Source organism: Streptomyces sp. NPDC006197 (assembly GCF_040613865.1).
Lineage (GTDB): Bacteria > Actinomycetota > Actinomycetes > Streptomycetales > Streptomycetaceae > Streptomyces.
Genome location: NZ_JBEXSZ010000037.1, coordinates 1 through 22,409, shown reverse-complemented (window position 1 = coordinate 22,409; position 22,409 = coordinate 1). Strand labels below are relative to the sequence as shown.

Sequence of the window (22,409 nt, the reverse complement as noted above, 5' to 3'; positions counted from 1 at the left end):
GATGAACACCACCCCACCCCGTGCCTTCCTCCCCGCCGGCCTGCGGTCCCCCGGCCGCTGGGCGGTGCTGCCCGCCGCCGTCCTCGCCGGGGCGGTCCTCGGCGGCGGCTACGGAGCCGTGAAGGCGCCGGAGTACGCGGCCACCAGCTACGTCATCGTCGTACCGGCCGAGAAGGCCGACCCGGGGGCGGTGGTCGGCTTCGCCCAGGCGTACGGGCGGGTCGCCACCGACATCGCGGTGACCGGCGACGCCCAGGTGTGGGCGGGGGTCACCGCCGACACCCTGCGGAAGAACGTGCAGGCCGAGACCTCCCCGGACGCGCCGATGATCTCGATCACCGCGCGGTCGGCGAAGCCCGCCCAGGCGGTCTCGATGGCCGACGGGGTGGCCCGCGCGCTCGTCCTCGACAGCTCGCACGTGGCGGGCAGCACGGGCGTGAAGGTCGTCCAGTTCTCCCGCGCGACCAAGCCCGTCTCGCCCGTGTCGCCCTCCGCGCCGCTCTCCGCGCTCGTCGGCGGCTGCGCGGGCGGCCTCCTCGGCGGCCTGGTCCTCCTGGTCCGCCCGAAGCGTCCCGCCGCGCGCGGCGAGGCCCGGCACTCCCGGCAGGCGAGCGCACCGGCCGCGTCCGCCGCCGTGCCCGCCCCGACGGTCGCCACGCACCAGGCGGAGGCGGTGTGAGCGCGAGAACCACGGGCGACCGGCGAGCCCTGCGGAGCGAGGTCTGCCGTGACGAGGAGGAGTTCGGGCGGCTTTCGGCCGAGTGGACGGCGCTGTACGGGCGCTGCTCCTCCGCCACCCCCTTCCAGTCCCACTCCTGGCTGCACTCCTGGTGGCTCTCGTACGGCCGGCCCGGTGCGCTGCGGGTGGTGCTCGTACGACGGGAGGGCGGCGAACTCGTCGCCGCCGCGCCCCTGATGCGGGCCCGCGGGCCGCTGCCCGTCCTCACCCAGCTCGGCGGCAGCATCACCGACTTCACGGACGTCCTCCTCGACGACGCCTGCCCGGAGGCGGCGTCCGCCCTCGCCGGGGCCGTCGCGCGGGCCGCCCGGGGCGCGGTCGTCGACCTGCGGGAGGTCCGGCCGGGGGCGGCCAGCGAACGCGTCTTCGCCCACTGGCGCGGCCCGCGCCGCCGGCTGCCCGACTCGCTCTGTCTGGAGCTGCCCGCCGTCCCCATGGAGGGGCTCCTCGAACGGATCCCGTCCGGGAAGGCCCAGCGGGTCCGCGCCAAGCTGCGGAAGCTGGACGCGCTCGGCATCGACGCGCGCGTGGTGACCGGCGAGGAGGTGCCCGCCGCCCTCGACCGGCTCCTGAAGCTCCACCAGCTCCAGTGGCAGGGCCGGGGTGTGACCGCCGAGCACACCAGCGAGCGGTTCGCCCAGCACCTCACCCGTGCCGTCCGGCCCATGGTCGAGCGCGGCGACGCGATGGTCACCGAGTTCCGGCTCGCCGGGGACGTGGTCGCCGCCGACCTGACCCTGATGTCCCCGCGGCTCGCGGGCGGCTACCTGTACGGCGCCGACCCGGCGCTGCGCGCCCGCAAGGTCGACGTGGCGACGATGCTGCTCCGGCACGGGGCGCGCGAGACCAGCGCGGGCGGGCGGGCCACGCTCAGCATGCTGCGGGGCAGCGAGTCGTACAAGCAGCACTGGCGTCCCGAACCGGTGCGCAACCGGCGTCTGCTCCTCGCCGGGCGCGGTACGGCCCCGCTCCTGTGGCTGCGCGCGGGCGCGGCCGACGCCCGCCGCTGGGCGGCCCGGCAGGCGCGGGAACGGGCCTGGGTGGGGCGGGTGCTCGGCCGCGGTGGCGGTGGCGGCGGATGAGCTCCGCCACCGCCACCGTGAGGGACGTCAGAAGGGCCAGACCCCTGTCAGGGCGTCCTTCCAGTCGAGGTCGACCTCGTCCTTCAGGGCGTCCTTCCAGTCGAGGTCGACTTCGTCCTTCAGGGTTTCCTTCCAGTCGAGGTCGACTTCGTCCTTCCACTCGTCCTTCGGGACACAGACGGCCCCACCGAGCCAGCTTTCCACCCACGAACCGAGGTCCACGGCCCAGCAGTCGGGGTTGGGTTCGGGCTTCGGTTCAGGCTTGGGTTCGGGCTTCGGCTCAGGCTTGGGTTCCGGCTTGGGCTCGGGCTTGGGCTCGGGCTTGGGTTCCGGCTTCGGCTCAGGCTTGGGCTCGGGCTTCGGCTCAGGCTTCGGTTCCGGCTTGGGCTCGGGCTTGGGCTCGGGCTTGGGTTCCGGCTTCGGCTCAGGCTTCGGCTCCGGCTTCGGCTCGGGCTTCGGTTCCGGCTTGGGTTCCGGCTTCGGCTCCGGCTCCGGGATCGTCGGGTCCGTCGGGAAGTGCGGTTCCGAGCCGTACAGCATCTGGCGGAACACCAGCGACGACTGCGGGTTGTTGTCGCACTGCCAGACGCCGTGCGGGCAGTAGTCGGTGATCGTGTGGTACAGCGGCTTGTGCTGCTTCATCCATTCCAGCATGCGCCGGATGTATTCCGGGTTGTCGCCGTTCCGGAAGAGCCCCCATTCGGGATAGGAGATCCGCTTCCCGTGCTCGGCGGCGAAATCGACCTGCTTCTGGAGCCCGTACGGTTCGCTGACGTGCCGGTCGAAACTGCTTCCGGACGGCTGGTCGTACGAATCCATGCCGATGATGTCGACGACGTCGTCGCCCGGGTAGCACTCGGTCCACGGAATCGCGTCGAGGCCGCGGCTCGGATTGAAGTCGAAACGGAACTTCTGGCCCGGTACGGAACGCATCGCGGTGACGATGCGGTTCCAGTACTTCTTCCACGCCGTGGGGTCGGGGGCGCACCGGTGGCTGTAGGTGGTGCCGTTCATCTCCCAGCCGAGGACGACGACGGTGTCCCTGGCGCCCTGTTCGACGAGGCGTTCGGCGAGGGTCGTGAAGTGGTGGTCGTAGTACCCGGCGGCGCCGAGCTGGAGCTGGCGGCGGACCTCGCGGTCGGAGAGGCGGGCCTCGTTGCGCTCCAGCATGGGCACGTTGAGGACGAACATGCGGTTGACGCGCTCGTTGCGCCAGTCGGCCCAGGCCTCCAGGAAGCCGGGGGTCCCCTCGATGTTCGACCAGAGGTCGCCCGGGAGGTAGGTGTGACCGACGCGGAGCTCGTGGCCGCCGAGCCAGCGTTCGAGCTGCCTGATGCGGGTGACGCCGAGCCTGCCCGAGTCGAGGAAGGCGCCCATGGCGCCGGCGGCGATCGGCCCGGGGTCCGTCGTCACGGATTCGGTGGCGTGGGCGGGGGAGGAGAGCACGACTGAGCCCGAAGCGAGGAGACCGGCGGTGAACACCCCCAGCCACGTTCTCGATCTTCTCCGGTATGCAGATGCCATGGCCACTCCTTCACGTCGTACGCCATTTGATGATCCGTCAATCCGATGTTCCGAAAGTATTCCTAATGGGCCGACCGTGAGCTCGGCTTCCCTTGATCAGTAGTCCATTAGAGGATTTCATCGCCCAGTTGGGGCACCCGAGATGAAGGGCATGCCGTGCCGCGCCGTCAGCGTTTCGACACCAGCGTCCCCGCCGTCCTCGTACGGCTCGACCGGAATCCCTTCCATCACGGCACCCTCGGCGCCGCGCGTTCGCTGGGACGGGCGGGAATTCCGGTCCACGCCGTCATCGAATCGAGCACCAGTCCGGTCGCCCGCTCCCGCCATCTCCGCTCGGTCCGCGTCCGCCCCGGGACCGACTCCGCCGTCGAGCTCGCCGAGCTCCTGACCCGCGTCGCGGACGAGATCACCGATGACCCGTCACATCCCGTCCTCGCCGTGCCGCTGGACGACGTCAGCGCCCTCGCCCTGGCCCGCCGCCGCTCCGCGCTCGCCCCGCGCCTCCTGCTGCCCGAGCAGACCGAGGAGCAGCTGCTGAGGGTCGCGGACAAGGCGGAGCTCGCCGAGACCTGCGCGGGCCTGGGCCTGCCCCACCCCCGTACCGAGCTCCCCGACGACGCCGACGAGGCCGCCGCCATGGCGTGGTCGCTCGGCCTCCCGGTCGTCGCCAAATGGAGCCGCCCGTGGCTGCTCCCGGCCGGCGGCGGGCTGCGGAGCACCTCGATCGTGCGCTCCCCGGCCGAGGTGCGGGAGCTGTACGCCCGCACCCCGGAGGCCGGCAGCCGGCTGCTGCTCCAGGAGCTGCTGCCGGCGGGCCGGGACCTCGACTGGTTCTTCCACGGGTACGTGGACTCCACGGGCCGCTGCTCGCCCGGGGCGACCGGGCGCAAGGAGCGCTCCTGGCCGGACGGGGCCGGGCTCACGGCCTCCGGCCGCTGGACGGTGAACCCGACCGTCGAACGGACGGCCCGCGACCTCCTCGACGCGCTGGGGTACCGGGGCGTGTGCGACCTGGACTTCCGGGTGAACAGGGCGACCGGGGCGTACCACCTGCTCGACTTCAACCCCCGGCCCGGCGCCCAGTTCCGGCTCTTCACCGACCCGGACGGCCTGGACGTGGTCCGGGCGCTGCACCTGGACCTCACCGGCCGCCCCGTACCGCCGCACTCCCCCGTGTACGGCCGCCGGTTCCTGGTCGAGAACTACGCGGCGCTCTCGCTGCTCGCCTCCCCGCGCCGCCGGTACGCCCCCGAGCCCGGCCCGGCCCGGGGCCGGACCGAGTGCGCCTGGTTCGCGGCCGACGATCCGGCGCCCGCGCTCGCGATGGGCGGCGCCTGGCTGGCGCACCTGCTGCGCAAGGCCCTCGTCGCGCTCCGCCGGGCGCTCGCGTCCCGCCGTACGCCCCCGGACGTCACCGCCGCGGCGCCCCCGGCCCGCACCTCCGTCGACCAGCTCGCCCCACGATGAACGCGGAAGGCACGATGCCGAAGTCGATGTACGACCTGGTGGTGGTCGGGGCCGGGCCCTACGGCCTGTCCGTGGCCGCCCACGCCGCCGTCCACGGACTGCGCCTGAGGACCTTCGGCCGCTCGATGGAGTCCTGGCACGCCATGCCCTCCGGGATGTTCCTGAAGTCGGAGCCCTGGGCCTCCCACCTCTCCGACCCGGAGGGGACGTACGGCCTCGACGCCTACGCGGCGGCCAGGGGCGTCCGCGCCGAGCACGGGGTGCCCCTCCCGGTGGACTTCTTCGCCGCGTACGGCGACTGGTTCGCCCGGCAGGCCGTGCCCGTCCTCGACGATCGGCTCATCCGGTCGGTCGCGCCCGCCGCCGGGGGCTTCGAGCTGCGCACCGAGGACGGCGAGTCGCTGCGCACCCGGACGGTGGCGCTCGCCGTCGGAGTCCTGCCGTTCATCGAGCTCCCCGAGCCCCTGCGGGGACTGCCCCGGCGGTACGTCACCCACTCCAGCCACCACGGCGAGCTCGACGGCTTCGCCGGCCGGGACGTCACCGTCGTCGGGGCCGGCCAGGCGGCCCTGGAGACCGCCGCGCTCCTCACCGAGCGGGGCGCCGCCGCCGTGCGGATCGTCGCCCGGGCCGACCGGCTGAACTGGAACACCCTGCCGCCGGCCCTCGACCGCGGCCTGTGGCCCTCGCTGCGCGCCCCGCACACGGGACTCGGCTGCGGCTGGCGGAACAGGCTGTACGCGGACACCCCCGGGATCTTCCGGCGGCTGCCCGCCGCCACCCGGGAGCGGATCTTCCACCGGGCGCTCGGCCCGGCGGGCGCCTGGTGGCTCCGCGAGCGGTTCGCGGCGGTCGGCGACGTCCGCCTCGGGCACCGCATCGCCTCGGCGACGGCGACCGGGGACGAGCGGCTCCGGCTCGACGTGGCGGGCCCGGACGGGACGACCGTCCTGGAGACGGACCACGTGATCGCGGCCACCGGCTTCACCCCGAGCCTCGACCGGGCCGGGGTCCTCTCCCCCGCGCTGCGCGGGGCGCTGCGCAGGGTCGGCGCGGGCGGCGCCCCGGAGGTCGGCGGCCTCTTCGAGTCCTCCTGGCCGGGCCTCTTCCTCGCCGGTCTGCTCACGGCGCCTTCGTACGGGCCGTCGATGCGGTTCGTCTTCGGCGCCGAGTACACGGCGGGACGGCTCGTGAAGGGGGTCCGGCAGCGGCTGCGGGCGGGCGCCGGGGCCCCGGGCCGGCCGCGTACGGGCGGGAGGGCGCCGGTCTCGGCATGACGGAGGGCCGGCCCCGGGAGCGGACGCTCTCCGGGGTCGGCCCTCCGTGCCCGCGGGCGCCGGGACTCAGGCGTTGATGCAGGTGTTGCCGGCGGCCGGGTTCAGCAGACCGATGATGTTCACGCTGTTGCCGCAGACGTTGATCGGGGCGTGGATCGGGATCTGGACGACGTTCCCGGAGAGGAAGCCCGGCGAACCGGCGGCGACACCGGTCGCTTCCACGTCGGCGAAGGCGGGCGACGCCACACCCATGGCCATGACGATTCCGGCGACGACGGCCGCGACCTTCTTGCAGTTCATTTCGTCTGGATCCTTTCCTCGGCGGAATGAATTTCCGCTGCACACGACACAACGAACATGCCGCACAAAGGAAACAGAAATAACACCGACACCTTCTCTTTCACCCCATTGCCCGCATGGGCAGGGCCGGATGGAACCCGTTCGCTCCCTCCGGCCCCGTGGTGCGCGAAACGGATCAGCCGTTGTAGGCGCCGTTCCCGGAGATGACCGGGATGTCCTCGATGAGGTGCGACAGCGGCTCGTCACCCTTGGCCTGGGTGGAGTTCTCCACGCACTGCTGGTTCTGCGGGGAGGACAGGACGTCGATGTCCTGGACGGTGACCGGGACGAGGATGCCGACGATCGAACCGGCGTTGACCTTGGCCGGGACACCGAGGCAGAGCTTGTTCAGGGAGCCCTGGACGGCCGAGAACTGGGGGCTCTTGTTGCCGGTGGTCTTCGAGTTGCCGAACGACTGGTGCGCGCCGTTGCCGCTGAGCGAGGTCGTGCCGCCGTCGTCGGCGGTGGCGAGCGCCGGGGAGGCCGCCGCAGCAGAAGCGCCGACAACAGAGGCCGTCACAGCCGCAGCCGCCATAATCTTCTTGATCACGGTGATTCCGTTCCTGTTCCCACCAATCGACCTGATTGATGCGACGGGATCAACTGCGGTCGCGGGCTTTGGTTCCGGCGCTTCACTCGTTCGACTGGGTGCCCGTTTCGCGCTGTCACGCGCGCTCCGCCATGAGGGTGACACAACGGAACCCCTGCGTCCGACGCCCTGTTGATCAGGTCGCTCCCTGCACGGAGCCGGTTCTAGAAGGGAACTCCCGTGATCAAGAAGGTTATGGCCACCGCGGCCGCAGCCGTCTCCATCGTCGGCGTCACCGCCGCCGTGGCCTCCCCCGCCCTCGCCACCGCCGACGACGGCGGCACCACGTCGCTGTCCGGCAACGGCGCCCACCAGGAGTTCGGCAACTCCGCCACCCATGGCAACATGAGCCCGCAGTTCGCACTGGTCCAGGGCTCCCTGAACAAGCCCTGCGTCGGCCTGCCGGCCAAGGTCAACGCCGGTTCGATCATCGGGCTCATCCCGATCACCGTCCAGGACATCAACGTCCTGTCCTCCCCGCAGAACCAGCAGTGCACCGAGAACTCCACCCAGGCCAAGGGTGACGAGGCTCTGTCGCACATCCTGGACGACATCCCGGTCCTGTCGGGCAACGGCGTCGGCAACGACTGACGTTCCGCCTGAGCGCGACGGCGTTCACATGTCAGGGGCCGCCCTCCGGGGCGGCCCCTTTCGTCCACCGGTTCACCAGTTCGGCCAGACCGGCGCCGCCATCAGGCGCTCCCACTCCCGGTCGGGCATCCCCGGCACCGCCCGTCCCGCCTGCACCCACTGCGTGACCAGCTCGGAATAGACGGGGAACGGATTACTGTCCGCCGGAGGCGGGTCACTCACATATCGGCTCTTCGGAATGAAGGCCATCCGTTCCCATTTTCCGGGGCCCGGCGCCATTTTCGCTCCTTCCGCTGCGATTCCCGCATCATTACACAGGCGCCGCAGGAGAGTGATTCGTCCTGTTCATGTCGCGTCGCGTACCTGTGTGCGAGCGGGTCGAAATACGGTACGGACATGAAATTCCCGCGTCCACGGCTGTCCCGGCGTCCGTTGCTCGCCGCGGCGGCTCTCGCCACCCTCTCCGCCCTCGCTCCCGGCGCCCTCGCCCTCGCCCCCACCGGCCTCCCGGCCCCCGAGAAGGGGCTGAACCTGCTCGTCGTCGGCATCGACAGCCGCAAGGGCGTCACCGCGGAGGAGAAGGAGCGCTTCCACCTCGGCGGAAAGGAGTGCGACTGCACGGACGTGATGATGCTCGTGCACGTCTCGGCGGCGAACGACCGGGTCGAGGTCGTGAGCCTGCCGCGCGACTCCCTCGCCTCCTTCCCCGCGGGGCACCGCGACCGGCGCACCGGGAAGACGCACGCCGCCCACCAGGCGAAGATCAACGGCGCCTGGGCGGAGGGCGGCTCCGCGTTCGCCGTGGAGACCGTCGAGTCGATGACCGGACTGTCCGTCCACCGCTACCTGGAGATCGACTTCCGGCGCTTCATGGACACCGTGGACCGCGTCGACGGCGGCGTCCCGGTCTGTACGGCGCAGCCGCTCAAGGACCCGTCCACCGGCATCGACCTCCAGCCCGGGACCAAGCGGGTCGCGGGCGGGGAGGCCCTCCAGTACGTCCGGTCCCGCAAGGCCGACGGGCAGATGGACTTCGGCCGCATCCGGAAGCAGCAGCAGTTCGTGGTGAACACCCTGGAGCGGCTCCGCGACGGCATCCTCGACGACCCGGAACGGCTGAAGGCCTTCGCGGCGACCCTGCGCGGGACGGCGGCGGCCGAGCGGGGCATCTCCGGGGCGGAGCTGCTGACGCTCGCCGCGCACCTGCGGGACCTGCCCCCGGGGCGCATGGAGTTCGCGACCGTACCCGTACGGGGCTTCAACCCGGACATCGAGGGCGTCGGGTCCACGGTCGGATGGGACGAGGAAGGGGCCCCGGAGGTCTTCGGGCGCCTGGCCGAGGACCGGCCGCTGCCGGCCGCCGACGCCGTCGCGCCGAGCGAGATCCCGGCAGCCGCGTACCGGCCCGCCAAGGGGTCTTCGCTCATCTGCCCGTAGCCCGTCCGGTGGACTTCCCGGAACCTCCGGGCCGCTGACCAGTTGATCAGCGCGGCTCGGCACTCAGCGGGGCCAGTACCCGAAAGGCCTGAACAATGAAGAAGCTCTTGGCGACGGCCGCAGTGGCCGCGTCGGTCCTCGGCGCGACGGCGGCGGGTGCCGGGCAGGCGCTCGCGACCTCCGACGACGGTGGCACCACCTCGCTCAGCGGAAACGGCGCCCACCAGGAGTTCGGCAACTCCTACACCTACGGCAACATGAGCCCGCAGTTCGCGCTCGTCCAGGGCTCCCTGAACAAGCCCTGCGTCGGCCTGCCGGCCAAGGTCAACGCCGGTTCGATCCTCGGCGCCATCCCGATCTCGGTCCAGGACATCAACGTCCTGTCCTCCCCGCAGAACCAGCAGTGCACCGAGAACTCCACCCAGGCCAAGGGTGACGAGCCGCTGTCGCACATCCTCAGCGACATCCCCGTGCTCTCCGGCAACGGCGCCGGCAACGACTGAGCCCCGACGCCAGGACACGGCGCGGCCCCGCCGCCCCTCCTCGGAGGGGTCGCGGGGCCGTCCCCGTTCCGGGCCGGGGCCGTCGGGTCGTCGGGTCGTCGGGTCGTCGGGTCAGAGCTTCGTGCGCAGCTCGGCCGGGTCGGTGACCGGGGCGTCGCAGGTGAAGTGACGGCAGACGTACGCGGCGGCCGCCCCGCCCACCAGGGGCCGGTCCGCCAGGAGCGGGAACTCCTCGCCGCCCGGGGCTCCGGTGGCGAGGACCGCGCCGGGCGTGGTGGCCAGGAGCGCGGTACGCCGCAGCTCCCGGAAGGCCGGGTCGGCGGGGTCGCCGACGACGGCGATCTCACGGGGCCCGTCGAGGAGGGCCTCGGCGACGGCCAGGCCCCAGCCGATGAACCGGGGCGCGCGCGGGCCGAGGGCCTTGACCACGCCGAGGGCGCCCACGGCGCCGGCGCGGTGGGCCTCGGAGCCGGTGTGCGCGGCGTACGAGAGGAGCGCTCCGGCGGCGGCGGTCCAGCCCGACGGGGCGGCGTTGTCGGTGGGGTCCTGGGGGCGCCGGATGAGGGCCTCGGCGTCGTGGGCCGTGTCGTACAGCGCGCCGCCCTCGGCGGTGAAGCGGTCGAGGACGATGTCCAGGAGGAAGCCGGCGAACTCCAGCCAGGTGCCCTCGCCGGTGACGGCGGCGAGGGCGAGGAACCCCTCGGCGACGTCGGCGTAGTCCTCCAGGACCCCCGCGTTCGTCCCGGCCCGGCCGTCCTTGGACGTCCGGGTGAGCCGGGCGGTCTCGTCCATGTGGACGCGGACGAGGAGGTCGGCGGCCTCGGTGGCGCGCTCGACCAGGTCGGGGCGGTCGAAGAGGGCGCCGGTCTCGGCCAGGGCGGCGATCGCGAGGCCGTTCCAGGCCGCGACGACCTTGTCGTCACGGCCGGGGCGCGCCCGCTCCTCGCGGGCGGCGAGGAGCCGGGCCGCGATCGAGGCGATCCGGTCGGCGTCGGCCGGACCCGCCTCCTGCGGGAGCTGGAGGACGGAGCTGCCGTGCTCGAAGGTGCCGTCCTCGGTGACGCCGTAGTGGGCGGTGGCGAGGGCGGCGTCCTCGGCGCCGAGGACCTCGGTGAGCTGCGCCGGGGTCCACACGTAGAAGGCGCCCTCGACGTGCCTGCCGGTGCCGTCGTCGCTGTCGGCGTCGAGCGCGGAGGCGAAGCCCCCCTCGGGGGTGCGGAGCTCACGGACCATGAAGTCGGCGGTCTCCAGGGCGACCCGGCGGGCCAGGTCGCTTCCGGTGGCCTTCCACAGGTGCGCGTACACCCGGCAGAGCAGGGCGTTGTCGTAGAGCATCTTCTCGAAGTGCGGGACGACCCAGGCCCGGTCCACGGCGTAGCGGGCGAAGCCGCCGCCGAGCTGGTCGTAGATGCCGCCGCGGGCCATCGCCTCGCAGGTGTCGGCGGCCATCTGGAGGGCGCCCTCGGAGCCCGTACGGGCGTGGTGGCGGAGCAGGAACTCCAGGACCATCGACGGCGGGAACTTGGGGGCGCCGCCGAAGCCGCCGCGGGTCGCGTCGTACTCACGGGTGAGGGCGAGCAGGGCCCCCGCCAGCTCCTCCTCGCCGGGGACGCCGTCGCCGCCGTAGGCGAGGGAGCGGCCCGCGAGGTCCTTCACGATGCGGTCCGCGACCTCGTCGACCTCGCCGCGCCGGTCGGCCCAGGCGGCCCGGACGCCTTCGAGGACCTCCGGGAAGGACGGCATGCCGTGGCGGGGCTCGGGCGGGAAGTACGTACCGAAGTAGAAGGGGGCGGCGTCCGGGGTGAGGAAGACGGTCATCGGCCAGCCGCCCTGGCCGGTCGCGGCCTGCACGGCCTCCATGTAGACGGCGTCGACGTCGGGACGCTCCTCGCGGTCGACCTTCACGGCGACGAAGTTGTCGTTGACCAGGGCGGCGGTGGTGTCGTCCTCGAAGGATTCGTGCGCCATGACGTGGCACCAGTGACAGCTGGAATACCCGACGCTGAGCAGCACGGGGACGTCGCGGCGCCGGGCCTCCTCGAAGGCCTCGGCCGACCACGGCCACCAGTCGACCGGGTTGTCGGCGTGCTGCAGGAGGTACGGGGAGGTCTCATGGGCCAGTCGGTTCGGCATGTACCCATCCTGCCGCAGCGGTCTCCTCCTTTCCCCGCTCCCTCGCGCCGACGCGCGCGACGCAGGACACTGGGCCGGATTCGTCGGGCACGTGCGGAGGGGGAACGCAGATGCGGGAGAGTCACCGGGCCGAGGCCGAGCGGCTGCTGGAACGGGCCGTCGCGGAGGAGGTACGGGCCTCCGGGGGCCGGGCCGACGCGGAGGTGCTCCTCGCGCGGGGCCGGGCGGAGTTGGACGCGATGGTGGGGGCCGCGGAGGGCGCCGGTGGCGCCTACGCGGTCTATCTGAGGGCGGTGGAGGAGGCGGAGGCGGCCGGGCGGGCGACGCGGTCGGCGGATCGTTTCACCGGTCCGGTGACCGGGGGTCCCGCCCTGGTCACGGGCATCGCCGCGGCCGCCGCCTTCGGCGCGGACCTGGCGCTCGGCACGACGGCGGGGACGGCACTCGGCGCGGGCGCGGCGGTCGCCGTGGCCGGTGCGGCGGCGACCGTCCTCCGCGCGACGGCGGGGCGCGGCGGGACGGCGGGGCGCGGCGGCGGGGCCGGTGAGCCGGGGCGGCCCGACGTGGTCGAGCAGTCACGGCTCGCCTGGCTGACGGCCCTTGAGACCCAGGGGATACGGCCGTTCCTGGAGCGGGAGGCGCCTTCGGCGGAGCGTTCGAGTGCGGGCGGGTCGGGGGTGAGTGAGCCGGGGGCTTCGGAGGCCGGGGGTGGGCGGTTCGAGGCCGGTGCGGGCGGGGGCGTGGCCGGCCTGGGGAAGGCCGAGGGTTCGGGACTCGGGGGCCCGTCGGGCGGGACCGGGGCATTCGAGGCGGGCGCGGTCGGAGGCGCGGCGGGTGCGGGCGGAGGTGGGGTGTCCAAGGCGGGGGTCGGTGCGGGTGGGGGGCGGCGGGTCGATCGGAGTGCGGCGGCTCGGGCCCGGGTCGTGCTGGAGCGGTCCTTCGGGCATCTGCCCGACCCCGGCGGGGTGTTCGCCGGCCGGCGCGAGGAGCTGGCCCGCATCACCCGGTGGGTGCGGGCCGGGCGGGCCGCGCCGGTCACCCGGCCGACCGTCGTGCTGCTGCACGGCGAGCCCGGCTCCGGCCGCACCGCGCTCGCCGTGCGGGCCGCCCACGCGCTGCGCGACCAGTTCCGCGGGGCCTGCGTGGTGGACCTGCGGGGCGGTGCGACCGGCGAGCGGCCCGCGACCACCCGGGAGGCCCTGCTGCACCTGCTGAACCGGCTCGGCGCCCCGCGCGACCGGCTGCTCTTCCGCGAGGGCGCCTCGGCGGAGCAACAGGTGCGGCAGCTCTCCGAGTTGTACCAGCGGCAGTTGAGCGGAGTGCCCGTCGTGCTCGTCCTCGACGACGCCGCCGACCCCGGACAGGTGCGGGCCCTGCTGCCGGAGCGGTCCGACAGCCTGATCCTCGTGACCTGCCGGGAGCCGCTGGACCTCGGCGAGGACGTACCCGCCGAGGTGCACGCGCTGCCGGTGGCCGCGCTCGACGCGGCGGGCGCCGAGGAGCTGCTGCGCGCGACGGCCGGCGCGCCCGACCCCGGCCCGTACGACGCCGAGGCCTTCGAGCGGATACGGGAGCTGTGCGGCGGGCTGCCGCTGGCGCTGCGGGTCGCGGGCTCCCTGCTGGGGGGCCGCTCCATGGACGACCTGGCGCACGTCCTCGCCCGGCCCGGCTGGGGCGACGACCCCGTCGGACGCGCCCTTTCCGTACGGTACTTCCTCGACTTCGACGAGGACGCCCGGCAGCTGCTCCGGCGGCTCGCGCTGGCCGGGCGGGCGTCCCTCGGCGCGGCGGCGGCCGCCGCCCTGCTCGGCGGGAGCGGGCCGGAGGCGGCCCGGAGGCTGCGGGAGCTCTCCGCGGCCGGGCTGCTCGACCACGTGCGCGGGGAGCGCTACCGGCTGCACGACGTGGTGCGCGCCTTCGCCACCGGCCGGCTCCTGGACGAGGAGGACGCGGCCGAGGTCGCGGCGGCGCAGGAGCGGCTCGTCCGGAACCACGCGGAGCTCGCCGACGCGGTGATCCGGATGGTCGACGGCAAGATGTCGACCCGGGCCGACCGCTTCGACGGGCACGGCTTCGGCTCCCTGGAGGCGGCGCTCGGCTGGCTCGACGAGGAGTCCAGTTTCCTCACGGCGGCCCTGCGGCACGCGGAGGGCGTCGACCAGCAGACCGTCCTCGGTCTGCTCAGCGCGCTCTGCGACTACTGCCTGCTGCGCGGCGACCTCTACCGGCTGGGCGAGATCAACGAGCTGGCCGAGTCCGTCGGGCAGGGGCTCCTCACGCGCTCGGTGCGGTGGCGGACCGGCATCGCGGCCCGGCAGCTCGGCGAGCTCGACAAGGCCCACAAGACGCTGACCTCGGTCGTCTCCCTCTACCAGGAGGCCCACCAGGACGCCGGAGCCGCGCTCGCGCTCTGCTCGCTGGGGATCACCCTGCACCACCAGGGGCGGCTGGCGGAGGCCGCGGCGCGCCTGCGGGAGGCGCTCGCGCTCCAGGAGCCGGAGTCCCTGGCCGCCGACCGGGGCTGGACGCTGCACGCGCTGGCGGCCGTGGAGCGCGACCGGGGCGGTCTGGCCGAGGCGACGGCGCTGCTCGAACGGTCGCTCGCCCTGCACCGGGAGCACGAGTCGCTGCACGGCGAGGCGTGGGCGCACTTCCAGCGCGGGCAGGTGCTGCTGGTCCGGGGCGACACGGCCGGCGCGGAGGGCGAGCTGCGGCGCGCCCTGGAGACGTACGGGCGCGTCCACGACGGGCGCGGGGAGGCCTGGGCGCTGACCCAGCTGGCCCGGGCGCGGCTCGCCGCCGGGGAGGCGGAGCCGGCGGTGGAGGAGCTGCGCGGGGCGCTCGCCCGGCACCGGGAGCAGGAGGACGCGCGCGGCGAGGCGTGGACGCTGTACTACCTGGGGCAGGCCCTGGAGGAGCGGGGCGACCGGGACGAGGCGGTGCGGGAGCTGGGGCGGGCGCGGTCGATGTTCTCGCGGATGCGGGATCTGTACGGCCTCGCGTCCGCCCGGCACCACCTGGGCCGGGCCACCCGGGACCAGCAGGCGGCGCGGGCGGGCAACCTGCGGAATTCGGGGTTCGCCCGGCAGCTGCTCGTGGACGCGCGGGCGGACTTCCGCCGGATCGGGGTCGCCCACGGCGAGGCGTGGGCCTGTCTGGAGCTCGCGATCGTCGACGCGGGGAACGGGCGGGTCCCGCAGGCGCTCGCGCTGTGCGAGGAGGCGCGGTCGCTCTTCGAGGGGTACGGCGACCGGCGGGGCTCGGACTGGGCCCGTCTGCTGCGCTGCGGGCTGCTGCCGCACGCGGTCCCGGGCAGTCCGGAGCCGGGGGTGGCGTCGGCGCGCGAGGAGCTCGCGGCGCTGGCCGCGGACCGGCATCCGGCGCGCGACCCGAGGCTCGACGACTGCGCCGAGGCCCACGGCCTGCTCCTGGACCGGGGCATCGCCCCGTCGACCCCCTGGCAGGCCTGGGACCTGGGCCTGGTCCCGACCCGCTCCGCCCGCGAGGTCCTGGGCGTGCCGCCGGGGGCGTGAGGGCCGTGGCGGTGCCCCCGCCGTGTGGGCGATCGTCCCGCGGGGCAAGGGGGCCCCTCGCCCCGGCGGAACGCATGCCCACGACGGGGGCCGACAGGCGCGACGGCCCGTACCGGGGGGCACGGGCCGTCGGGTGGCTACTTGGCCGCGGGTGACGCCGGGGTCTCCGGGGTCGTCGGGTCCGGGGTCTCCTCGAAGGAGATCTTGCCCATGTGGCGGTTCATCGACTTCATCAGCAGCCAGACCGCGAGGGCCAGGACCGCGAAGACGACGAAGCCGAGGACGCCGGGGGTCACCTTGTTCTTGTCCAGCTCCTTGGCGGCGAAGGGGACAAGCTGGGTCAGTGCCAGGTGTGCGCTCATGTCAGGCATTGTCGCGGATGCCCGCGAAGAGATCTTCCTCGGGGAGGGAGGTCGGGACCAGCGCCTTGCTGAGCTCGTACTCCTCCGTCGGCCAGACCTCCTTCTGGATCTCCATCGGCACCCGGAACCACCCGCCGTCGGGGTCGATCTGGGTGCGGTGGGCGATCAGGGCCTTGTCGCGGGTCTCGAAGAAGTCCGCGCAGGGGACGTGCGTGGTGAGGTTGCGCGCCTTGCCCCCGAACTCGTCCCAGCGCTTCAGCCAGTCCCCGTACGGCGACTCCAGGCCGCGCGCCAGGAGGGCCTCGTGCAGGGCCTCGGTGCGGGGGCGGTTGAAGCCCTGGTTGTAGTAGAGCTTCAGGGGCTGCCAGACCGGGCCGAACTCGGCCTCCGGGTACTTCTCGGCGTCGGCCGCGCCGTCGAAGGCCACCATCGTGATCTTGTGGGTCATGATGTGGTCGGGGTGCGGGTACCCGCCGTTCTCGTCGTAGGTCGTGACGACCTGGGGACGGAAGGAGCGGATCTTGCGGACCAGCGCCCCGGCCGCCGTGTCGACGTCCTCCAGGGCGAAGCAGCCCTCGGGCAGCGGGGGCAGCGGGTCGCCCTCGGGGAGGCCCGAGTCGACGAATCCGAGCCATTCCTGGGAGACGCCGAGGATCTCGCGGGCCTCGTCCATCTCCTTGCGGCGCACCTCGTGGATGTTCGCCTCGATGTAGGGGTCGCCCTGGAGCTTGGGGTTCAGGACCGAGCCGCGCTCGCCGCCCGTGCACGTCACCACCAGGACGTCCACCCCCTCGGACACGTACTTGGCCATCGTGGCCGCACCCTTGCTCGACTCGTCGTCGGGGTGGGCGTGAACGGCCATCAGTCGCAGCTGCTCAGTCAAGACTCGATCCTCAGTGATTCGACGCGGAGGGTGGTCTCTTATAGTGACGGAATCGGGGGAGTGAAAATTCCGCCACCCCCGGCTTCGAGAGGATCACCCATGAGCGCGGTGCGAGAGCAGCTGCCCGAGGGGCGCTACGGGCGCTCCGCGGACGAGCGGGCCGACCGCAAGCTCAGGATCACCGGTGCGGTGCTCGGGGTCCTCTTCCTCGGCATGATGGGCTGGTTCGGCTGGCACTACGTCGTCGACAACAAGATCAGCGCCGAGATGATCAAGTTCGACGTGGTGAGCGCCGACGAGGTCCAGGTGCACCTGGAGATCCGCAAGGACGAGGGCGTCAAGGGCGTCTGCACGCTGCGCTCGCGCTCCGAGGACGGGACCGAGGTGGCCCGCAAGGACGTCCGGATCGACGACGCCGCCGGCCGGGTCGACCGCGTCTTCTCGCTCCGCACGACCGCCCGCGCGACGAGCGCCGAGCTCCTCGGGTGTACGGCCCGGTAGCGGTGGGTAGGGACGGGGTGTCGAGTCCCGGCGAGTCACCTCGGTGACCTGGGGAGACGCCATCTTGGTGGTTTATGTCCTCCCGCTTTTCGCCACTCATTGTTAGGCTCGTGGTTTCGCCCACCCGGGACAGCACCGCTTTTCCGTGTAGGGCGATGCTTTGTATTCCCAGTACCTACGAGGAGCACCCGTGACCCAGACCAGCGACAACGTCACCTGGCTCACCCAGGAGGCGTACACCAAGCTCAAGGACGAGCTTGAGTACCTGACTGGTCCCGCGCGTACCGAGATCGCCGCCAAGATCGCAGCGGCGCGCGAAGAGGGCGACCTGCGCGAGAACGGCGGGTACCACGCGGCCAAGGAGGAGCAGGGCAAGCAGGAGCTCCGGGTCCGCCAGCTCACCCAGCTCCTGGAGCACGCCAAGGTCGGCGAGGCTCCGGCCGAAGAGGGCGTCGTCGCGCCCGGCATGGTCGTCACGATCGCCTTCGACGGCGACGAGGACGACACGCTGGACTTCCTGCTCGCCTCCCGCGAGTACGCGAGCGACGACATCGAGACGTACTCGCCGCAGTCGCCGCTCGGCGTCGGCGTCAACGGCAAGAAGGTCGGCGAGGACGCGGAGTACGAGCTGCCGAACGGCAAGAAGGCCACGGTGAGGATCCTCAGCGCGAAGCCGTACACCGGCTGATCCGCACTCCTTGAGCGAAGGGCCGGCCCCCGTGGGGGCCGGCCCTTCGTCGTGCCCGGGGCCGGAGGCCCCGAGGGGTCAGGCCGTCGCCGAGCGGTACTTGCGGACCGACAGGGTCCGGAAGACCGCGATGATCAGGATCGACCAGAGCAGCGACGCCCACACCGGGTGCTGCATCGGCCACGCGTCGGAGGGCGAGACGCCGGGGTTGCCGAAGAGTTCGCGGCAGGCCTGGACGGTCGCGCTGAACGGGTTCCACTCGGCGACGGGCTGCAGCCAGGAGGGCAGCTTGCCGGAGTCCACGAACGCGTTCGAGATGAAGGTGACCGGGAAGAGCCAGATCAGGCCGCCCGAGGTCGCCGCTTCCGGGGTGCGGACGGAGAGGCCGATCAGCGCACCGATCCAGGAGAAGGCGTAGCCGAGGAGGAGCAGGAGGGCGAAGGCGCCCAGCGCCTTGGGGACGCCCTCGTGGATGCGCCAGCCGACCAGCAGGGCGACGATCGCGAGGACGACGAGGGTGAGCGTCGTCTGGACCAGGTCGGCGAGCGTGCGGCCGGTGAGGACCGCGCCGCGGGCCATCGGCAGGGAGCGGAAGCGGTCGATCAGGCCCTTGTGCATGTCGTCGGCGATGCCCGCGCCCGCTCCGGCCGTGGCGAAGGTGACGGTCTGGGCGAAGATGCCGGCCATCAGGAACTCGCGGTAGACGGTCGGGGAGGTCGAGGCGCCGATCTGCATCGAGCCGCCGAAGACGTAGCTGAAGAGCACCACGAACATGATCGGCTGGATGAGCCCGAAGATGATCATCTCGGGGATCCGGGACATCCTGATCAGGTTGCGGCGCGCGATCACGAGCGAGTCGTTGACGGACTGGGCGATCCCCCCGCGCGGGCGCGGGGCGGTCAGCCCGTCGGCCGATCCCAGGACGGTGGTCACTTCACGGTCTCCTTCCGGCTCTTCCGGCCGCCGGCCGCCGGCTCGCGCCGCTCGCCCTCCTCCTCTCCCCGGTCGGCGGCGTGGCCGGTGAGGGAGATGAAGACGTCGTCGAGGGTCGGGCGGCGCAGCCCGATGTCGTCGATCTCGGCGCCGACGCCGTCCAGGTCGCGGATGACCTCGGCGAGCAGCTTGGCGCCGCCGGTGACGGGGACGGTGAGCTTGCGGGTGTGCTCCTCGACGGACACCTCGCCGTGGCCGATCCCCGCGACGCCGTAGCGGGCGAGGACGTCCCGGGCGTCGGCGATCATCTCCGGCTCGTGCACGACGACCTCGACGCGCTCGCCGCCCGTCCGGGCCTTGAGCTGGTCGGAGGTGCCGCGGGCGATGACCCGGCCGTGGTCGACGACGCAGATGTCGTGGGCGAGGTGGTCGGCCTCCTCCAGGTACTGGGTGGTGAGGAGCAGGGTCGTACCGCCGGCGACGAGCTCCTTGATGACCTCCCAGAGCTCCTGCCGGTTGCGCGGGTCGAGGCCGGTGGTCGGCTCGTCCATGAACATGACCGGCGGGGAGACGACGAGGGCCGCCGCGAGGTCGAGGCGGCGGCGCATGCCGCCGGAGTACGTCCTGGCCTGCCGGTCCGCGGCGTCGGAGAGGTGGAACCGGTCGAGCAGCTCGTCGGCCCGCGCCTTCGCCGTCTTCGCCTTCATCTGGTAGAGCCGTCCGACCATCCGGAGGTTCTCGCGGCCGGTGAGGTACTCGTCGACGGCCGCGAACTGGCCGGAGAGACCGATCGAGCGGCGGACCGCGTCGGGGTGCTCGAGGACGTCGATCCCGGCGACGACGGCTCTTCCGCTGTCCGGTTTGATCAGGGTCGTCAGGACCCGCACGGCGGTCGTCTTCCCCGCCCCGTTCGGGCCGAGCAGACCGAGGACCGTGCCCTCCGGCACGTCGAGGTCCACCCCGTCCAGAGCTCGTACGTCCCCGAAGGTCTTCACCAGACCCTCGGCGTATATCGCGCCTGGCATGTGGATTCTCCCAGGGAGATTCGGGCGTTTCCTACCGATCCTAGGATTTCGGGAAGGGCCTCGCCCGGTGAATCCCCGACCTCGGGCACACGGTCGGACGCGCCTCGCGTCCGTTCCGCGTCCGTCCCGGGCGCACCCGGGAGGCGTGCGCGCGGGCGTCAGCCGAGCACCGTGTAGCCGGCCTCCCGCAGCGCCTCCGCCACCTCCCGGCAGTGCTCCGGGCCCTTCGTCTCCAGGTGCAGCTCGACCTCCGCCTCCGTCAGTCCGAGGCGCGGATCGGTCCGTACGTGACTCACGTCCAGGACGTTCGCGTCGACCACCGTCAGGACCGCGAGGAGGGTCGCGAGCGCCCCCGGCCGGTCGGTGACGCGCAGCCGCAGGCTCAGATAGCGCCCGCCGGCGGCCATGCCGTGCCGCAGGATCCGCTGGAGCAGCAGGGGGTCGACGTTCCCGCCGGAGAGGACCGCGACGACCGGCCCCCGGAAGGACGTCGGGTCGGCGAGGAGGGCCGCCACCGGGCTCGCGCCGGCCGGTTCGACCACCAGCTTCGCCCGCTCCAGGCAGAGCAGCAGCGCCGAGGAGAGCGCGTCCTCGGAGACCGTGCGGACCTCGTCGACGTACTCCTGGATCAGGGCGAACGGCACGTCGCCCGGGCGTCCGACCTTGATCCCGTCGGCCATCGTCACCGGCGTCTCGATCACCACCGGGTGCCCGGCGGCCAGCGAGGGCGGGTAGGCGGCCGCGCCCTCCGCCTGGACGCCGATCACCTTCACGTCCGGGCGCACCGACTTCACCGCGAGGCCGATGCCGGCCGCGAGCCCGCCGCCGCCGATGCCGACGAGGACCGTCCTCACCTCGGGGCACTGCTCCAGGATCTCCAGGCCGACCGTGCCCTGCCCGACGATGACGTCGGGGTGGTCGAAGGGGTGGATGAAGACCGCGCCGGTCTCGCGGGCGTACTCCTCCGCCGCCGCGAGCGTCTCGTCGACGACGTGGCCGTGCATCCGGACCTCGGCGCCGTACTCCCGGGTCGCCGCGACCTTCGGCAGCGGGGCGCCGACCGGCATGAAGACGGTGGCGTGCACCCCGAGCAGTTTCGAGGCGAGCGCGACGCCCTGCGCGTGGTTGCCGGCGGAGGCCGCGACCACTCCGGCCGCCCGCTCCTCGGGCCGCAGCCCGGCGATCCGTACGTACGCCCCGCGCAGTTTGAAGGAACCGGTCCGCTGCAGGTTCTCGCACTTGAGGTGGACCGGGGCTCCCACCAGCGAGGACAGATGACGGCTGCCCTCCATCGCCGTCATCCTGGCCACCCCGGCCAGCATCTTCTGCGCCCCCCGCACGTCGTCGAGCATCAGCCGGTGCAAGGGGTCTGGCGTACGGAAGCTCATGACAGCAAGTCTCGCAGCTCACGACCCCCGTGGCCGCCCGGCGGACGGGCCGCCGAACGGGTTTGCGCAGCGCCGGTACGGACCCCGGCGGGGCCGCGTACTCTGTCCCCCACCGACCGACCACCCCCGCACGAGAGAGACCCACAGCCATGCCCCATTCCCAGGACATGACGACTGCGCTCGACCCCGGTCTCCTCGATGCCCTCCAGCACCAGGTGGCCGTCTTCGCCCGCCGCGCCGAGCAGACCCGCCTCGGCGGCACCGGCCAGCTCCGCAACTCCATGGACCGCGCCGCCTACCTCCTCCTCAACCGCCTCGACCAGGAAGGCCCGATGGGCGTGAAGGCGCTCGCCGCGGGCATGGGGATCGACTCGTCCACCGTGACCCGCCAGGTCGCCCCGCTCGTCGACACCGGCCTGGTGAAGCGGACCTCGCACCCGGAGGACGGGCGGGCGGTCGTCCTCCAGCTCTCGCCGCGCGGCCTCGCGCGCCTGGAGGAGGTCCGCTCCTCGCGCCGGCAGCTGATGGTCGAGGTCACGGAGGGCTGGACCCCGGACGAGCGGGAGTCTTTCTGCACCCTGCTCACCCGCTTCAACACCGCCCTGTCCGAACGGCAGTCGGCGCACACGGGCCACGCACCGGCCGGGACCGGGTCCACGCAGACCTCTTGACCCCGCACCCGCACTGTCCTCAGATGAGGAGGTGCGAGAGCAGCAGCGCGGACGGGGCGCCGAACACGCCCACCGCACAAGGGAGTTCGAGGCGTTCGTGGCCGGGGCCGCGGGGCGGCTGCTGCACGCCGCGACGCTGCTCACCGCCGAGACCCGCGCCCACAACCCGTACGCCCAGGCCCTGCTGACCGCCGCCCTCGCGCACACGTACGCGATGTGGGACCGGCTGCGCGACGAGGACCCGTACGACCTCGCGCGCCGCGAGCTCGCCGCCCGCTTCGCCCGCACCGCCTGGCGCCGTCACGGCGGGCAGGGCGGGGTGCTCGCCGCGCTCTCCCCGCAGGAGCGGCTCGTCGTCGTCCTGCGGCTGTACGAGGGGGTCGCGGAGGAGCAGGTCGCGGCCCTGCTCGGCCTCTCCGAGGCCCGCGTCCGCGCGGTGTGCGCCCGCTCGGTCGCCGCGCTCGGAGCCGCGGCCCGGGCAGCGGCATGAGCCGGAACCGGTACGGGGCCGGTGCGGGGAGCCGGCGGGAGGATGCCGCCGGGAGCCGGTCGGGGGGCTGCGCATGAGCCGGTACGAGGACAGGGAGGCGGCGGTGCGGCGGCTGCTCGGCACCCGCGGCCTCCTCGGCGGCGGTCGGCACCTCGGGGTCGGACGACGTCGGCGTTCCTCGGTGAGCGCACGGTGCTCACCGAGAACACGTCGGCCGGGCGGACGGGGACGGTCCTCGGGGTCTCGGCCGTGCT

Annotated in this window: 22 protein-coding genes; 12 read left to right on the top strand and 10 right to left on the bottom strand. The window is 73.2% G+C overall.

Annotated features, from left to right (window positions below; all coding sequences use genetic code 11):
- Position 1 precedes the first annotated feature (1 nt).
- Positions 2–679, top strand: coding sequence for a lipopolysaccharide biosynthesis protein (locus ABZ318_RS14570; RefSeq protein WP_356902803.1), 678 nt, complete (start codon positions 2–4; stop codon positions 677–679).
- Positions 676–1,821 carry a GNAT family N-acetyltransferase gene (locus ABZ318_RS14565; protein ID WP_356902802.1) on the top strand — a complete coding sequence of 382 codons (1,146 nt, stop codon included), beginning with the start codon at positions 676–678 and terminating at the stop codon, positions 1,819–1,821. The genes ABZ318_RS14570 and ABZ318_RS14565 overlap by 4 nt, the downstream gene beginning before the upstream one ends.
- Before the next feature lie 27 nt (positions 1,822–1,848).
- Here ABZ318_RS14565 and ABZ318_RS14560 read toward each other — a convergent pair whose 3' ends face one another.
- Positions 1,849–3,345, bottom strand: coding sequence for a glycosyl hydrolase (locus ABZ318_RS14560; protein ID WP_356902801.1), 1,497 nt, complete (start codon positions 3,343–3,345; stop codon positions 1,849–1,851).
- Positions 3,346–3,501: 156 nt separating this feature from the next.
- On the opposite strand from ABZ318_RS14560, the gene ABZ318_RS14555 reads away from it, so the two are divergent.
- Both ABZ318_RS14555 and ABZ318_RS14550 read left to right on the top strand, forming a co-directional pair.
- Positions 3,502–4,812, top strand: coding sequence for an ATP-grasp domain-containing protein (locus ABZ318_RS14555; RefSeq protein ID WP_356902800.1), 1,311 nt, complete (start codon positions 3,502–3,504; stop codon positions 4,810–4,812).
- A 26-nt stretch (positions 4,813–4,838) separates the two neighbouring features.
- On the top strand, positions 4,839–6,089 hold the full coding sequence (locus ABZ318_RS14550) for an FAD-dependent oxidoreductase (RefSeq protein WP_356902835.1): 1,251 nt from the start codon (positions 4,839–4,841) through the stop codon (positions 6,087–6,089).
- Positions 6,090–6,155: 66 nt separating this feature from the next.
- On the opposite strand, the gene ABZ318_RS14545 is transcribed toward ABZ318_RS14550, so the two are convergent.
- Together ABZ318_RS14545 and ABZ318_RS14540 are read right to left on the bottom strand one after the other, a co-directional pair.
- Positions 6,156–6,389 carry a chaplin gene (locus ABZ318_RS14545; protein ID WP_356902799.1) on the bottom strand — a complete coding sequence of 78 codons (234 nt, stop codon included), beginning with the start codon at positions 6,387–6,389 and terminating at the stop codon, positions 6,156–6,158.
- Positions 6,390–6,564: 175 nt separating this feature from the next.
- Positions 6,565–6,978, bottom strand: a complete 414-nt coding sequence (locus ABZ318_RS14540) for a rodlin (RefSeq protein WP_356902798.1) — start codon at positions 6,976–6,978, stop codon at positions 6,565–6,567.
- 219 nt (positions 6,979–7,197) lie between these two features.
- Here ABZ318_RS14540 and ABZ318_RS14535 point away from each other — a divergent pair, with 219 nt between their 5' ends.
- Complete coding sequence (locus ABZ318_RS14535; RefSeq protein ID WP_356902797.1) at positions 7,198–7,608, top strand: rodlin; 411 nt, start codon at positions 7,198–7,200, stop codon at positions 7,606–7,608.
- A gap of 72 nt (positions 7,609–7,680) precedes the next feature.
- On the opposite strand, the gene ABZ318_RS14530 is transcribed toward ABZ318_RS14535, so the two are convergent.
- Positions 7,681–7,887, bottom strand: a complete 207-nt coding sequence (locus ABZ318_RS14530; RefSeq protein ID WP_356902796.1) for a hypothetical protein — start codon at positions 7,885–7,887, stop codon at positions 7,681–7,683.
- Positions 7,888–8,004: 117 nt separating this feature from the next.
- Here ABZ318_RS14530 and ABZ318_RS14525 point away from each other — a divergent pair, with 117 nt between their 5' ends.
- Together ABZ318_RS14525 and ABZ318_RS14520 are read left to right on the top strand one after the other, a co-directional pair.
- On the top strand, positions 8,005–9,045 hold the full coding sequence (locus ABZ318_RS14525) for an LCP family protein (RefSeq protein WP_356902795.1): 1,041 nt from the start codon (positions 8,005–8,007) through the stop codon (positions 9,043–9,045).
- 95 nt (positions 9,046–9,140) lie between these two features.
- Positions 9,141–9,548, top strand: a complete 408-nt coding sequence (locus ABZ318_RS14520; RefSeq protein WP_356902794.1) for a rodlin — start codon at positions 9,141–9,143, stop codon at positions 9,546–9,548.
- 111 nt (positions 9,549–9,659) lie between these two features.
- Here the strand turns inward: ABZ318_RS14520 and ABZ318_RS14515 are convergent, their stop codons facing one another.
- Complete coding sequence (locus ABZ318_RS14515; protein WP_356902793.1) at positions 9,660–11,681, bottom strand: thioredoxin domain-containing protein; 2,022 nt, start codon at positions 11,679–11,681, stop codon at positions 9,660–9,662.
- A 110-nt stretch (positions 11,682–11,791) separates the two neighbouring features.
- Between ABZ318_RS14515 and ABZ318_RS14510 the strand changes: the two genes are divergently transcribed.
- A complete protein-coding gene (locus ABZ318_RS14510; RefSeq protein ID WP_356902792.1) occupies positions 11,792–15,214 on the top strand; it encodes a tetratricopeptide repeat protein in 3,423 nt (1,140 codons plus the stop codon).
- A gap of 137 nt (positions 15,215–15,351) precedes the next feature.
- Here ABZ318_RS14510 and ABZ318_RS14505 read toward each other — a convergent pair whose 3' ends face one another.
- Complete coding sequence (locus ABZ318_RS14505; RefSeq protein ID WP_356902791.1) at positions 15,352–15,585, bottom strand: hypothetical protein; 234 nt, start codon at positions 15,583–15,585, stop codon at positions 15,352–15,354.
- Positions 15,578–16,459, bottom strand: coding sequence for a mycothiol conjugate amidase Mca (mca, locus tag ABZ318_RS14500; protein ID WP_041130962.1), 882 nt, complete (start codon positions 16,457–16,459; stop codon positions 15,578–15,580). Before mca ends, ABZ318_RS14505 begins: the two co-directional genes overlap by 8 nt.
- A gap of 99 nt (positions 16,460–16,558) precedes the next feature.
- Between mca and ABZ318_RS14495 the strand changes: the two genes are divergently transcribed.
- Together ABZ318_RS14495 and greA are read left to right on the top strand one after the other, a co-directional pair.
- The gene (locus ABZ318_RS14495; protein ID WP_356902790.1) at positions 16,559–16,960 is read left to right on the top strand and encodes a DUF4307 domain-containing protein; all 402 of its coding nucleotides are present in this window, start codon (positions 16,559–16,561) and stop codon (positions 16,958–16,960) included.
- A 190-nt stretch (positions 16,961–17,150) separates the two neighbouring features.
- Positions 17,151–17,648: a transcription elongation factor GreA gene (gene greA, locus ABZ318_RS14490; RefSeq protein WP_356902789.1), complete on the top strand. Its 498-nt coding sequence runs from the start codon at positions 17,151–17,153 to the stop codon at positions 17,646–17,648.
- 78 nt (positions 17,649–17,726) lie between these two features.
- Here greA and ABZ318_RS14485 read toward each other — a convergent pair whose 3' ends face one another.
- The 3 genes from ABZ318_RS14485 to ilvA all read right to left on the bottom strand — a co-directional run bounded on the left by ABZ318_RS14485 (position 17,727) and on the right by ilvA (position 20,994).
- On the bottom strand, positions 17,727–18,581 hold the full coding sequence (locus ABZ318_RS14485; RefSeq protein ID WP_356902788.1) for an ABC transporter permease: 855 nt from the start codon (positions 18,579–18,581) through the stop codon (positions 17,727–17,729).
- The gene (locus ABZ318_RS14480; protein WP_356902787.1) at positions 18,578–19,606 is read right to left on the bottom strand and encodes an ATP-binding cassette domain-containing protein; all 1,029 of its coding nucleotides are present in this window, start codon (positions 19,604–19,606) and stop codon (positions 18,578–18,580) included. The genes ABZ318_RS14485 and ABZ318_RS14480 overlap by 4 nt, the downstream gene beginning before the upstream one ends.
- 158 nt (positions 19,607–19,764) lie before the next feature.
- The gene (gene ilvA / locus ABZ318_RS14475; RefSeq protein ID WP_356902786.1) at positions 19,765–20,994 is read right to left on the bottom strand and encodes a threonine ammonia-lyase; all 1,230 of its coding nucleotides are present in this window, start codon (positions 20,992–20,994) and stop codon (positions 19,765–19,767) included.
- A gap of 149 nt (positions 20,995–21,143) precedes the next feature.
- Between ilvA and ABZ318_RS14470 the strand changes: the two genes are divergently transcribed.
- Both ABZ318_RS14470 and ABZ318_RS14465 read left to right on the top strand, forming a co-directional pair.
- Positions 21,144–21,665 (top strand): MarR family transcriptional regulator, encoded by a 522-nt coding sequence (locus tag ABZ318_RS14470; RefSeq protein WP_356902784.1) that lies wholly within the window; start codon positions 21,144–21,146, stop codon positions 21,663–21,665.
- 31 nt (positions 21,666–21,696) lie between these two features.
- Positions 21,697–22,155, top strand: coding sequence for a sigma factor-like helix-turn-helix DNA-binding protein (locus ABZ318_RS14465; protein ID WP_356902782.1), 459 nt, complete (start codon positions 21,697–21,699; stop codon positions 22,153–22,155).
- Positions 22,156–22,409: the final 254 nt, after the last annotated feature.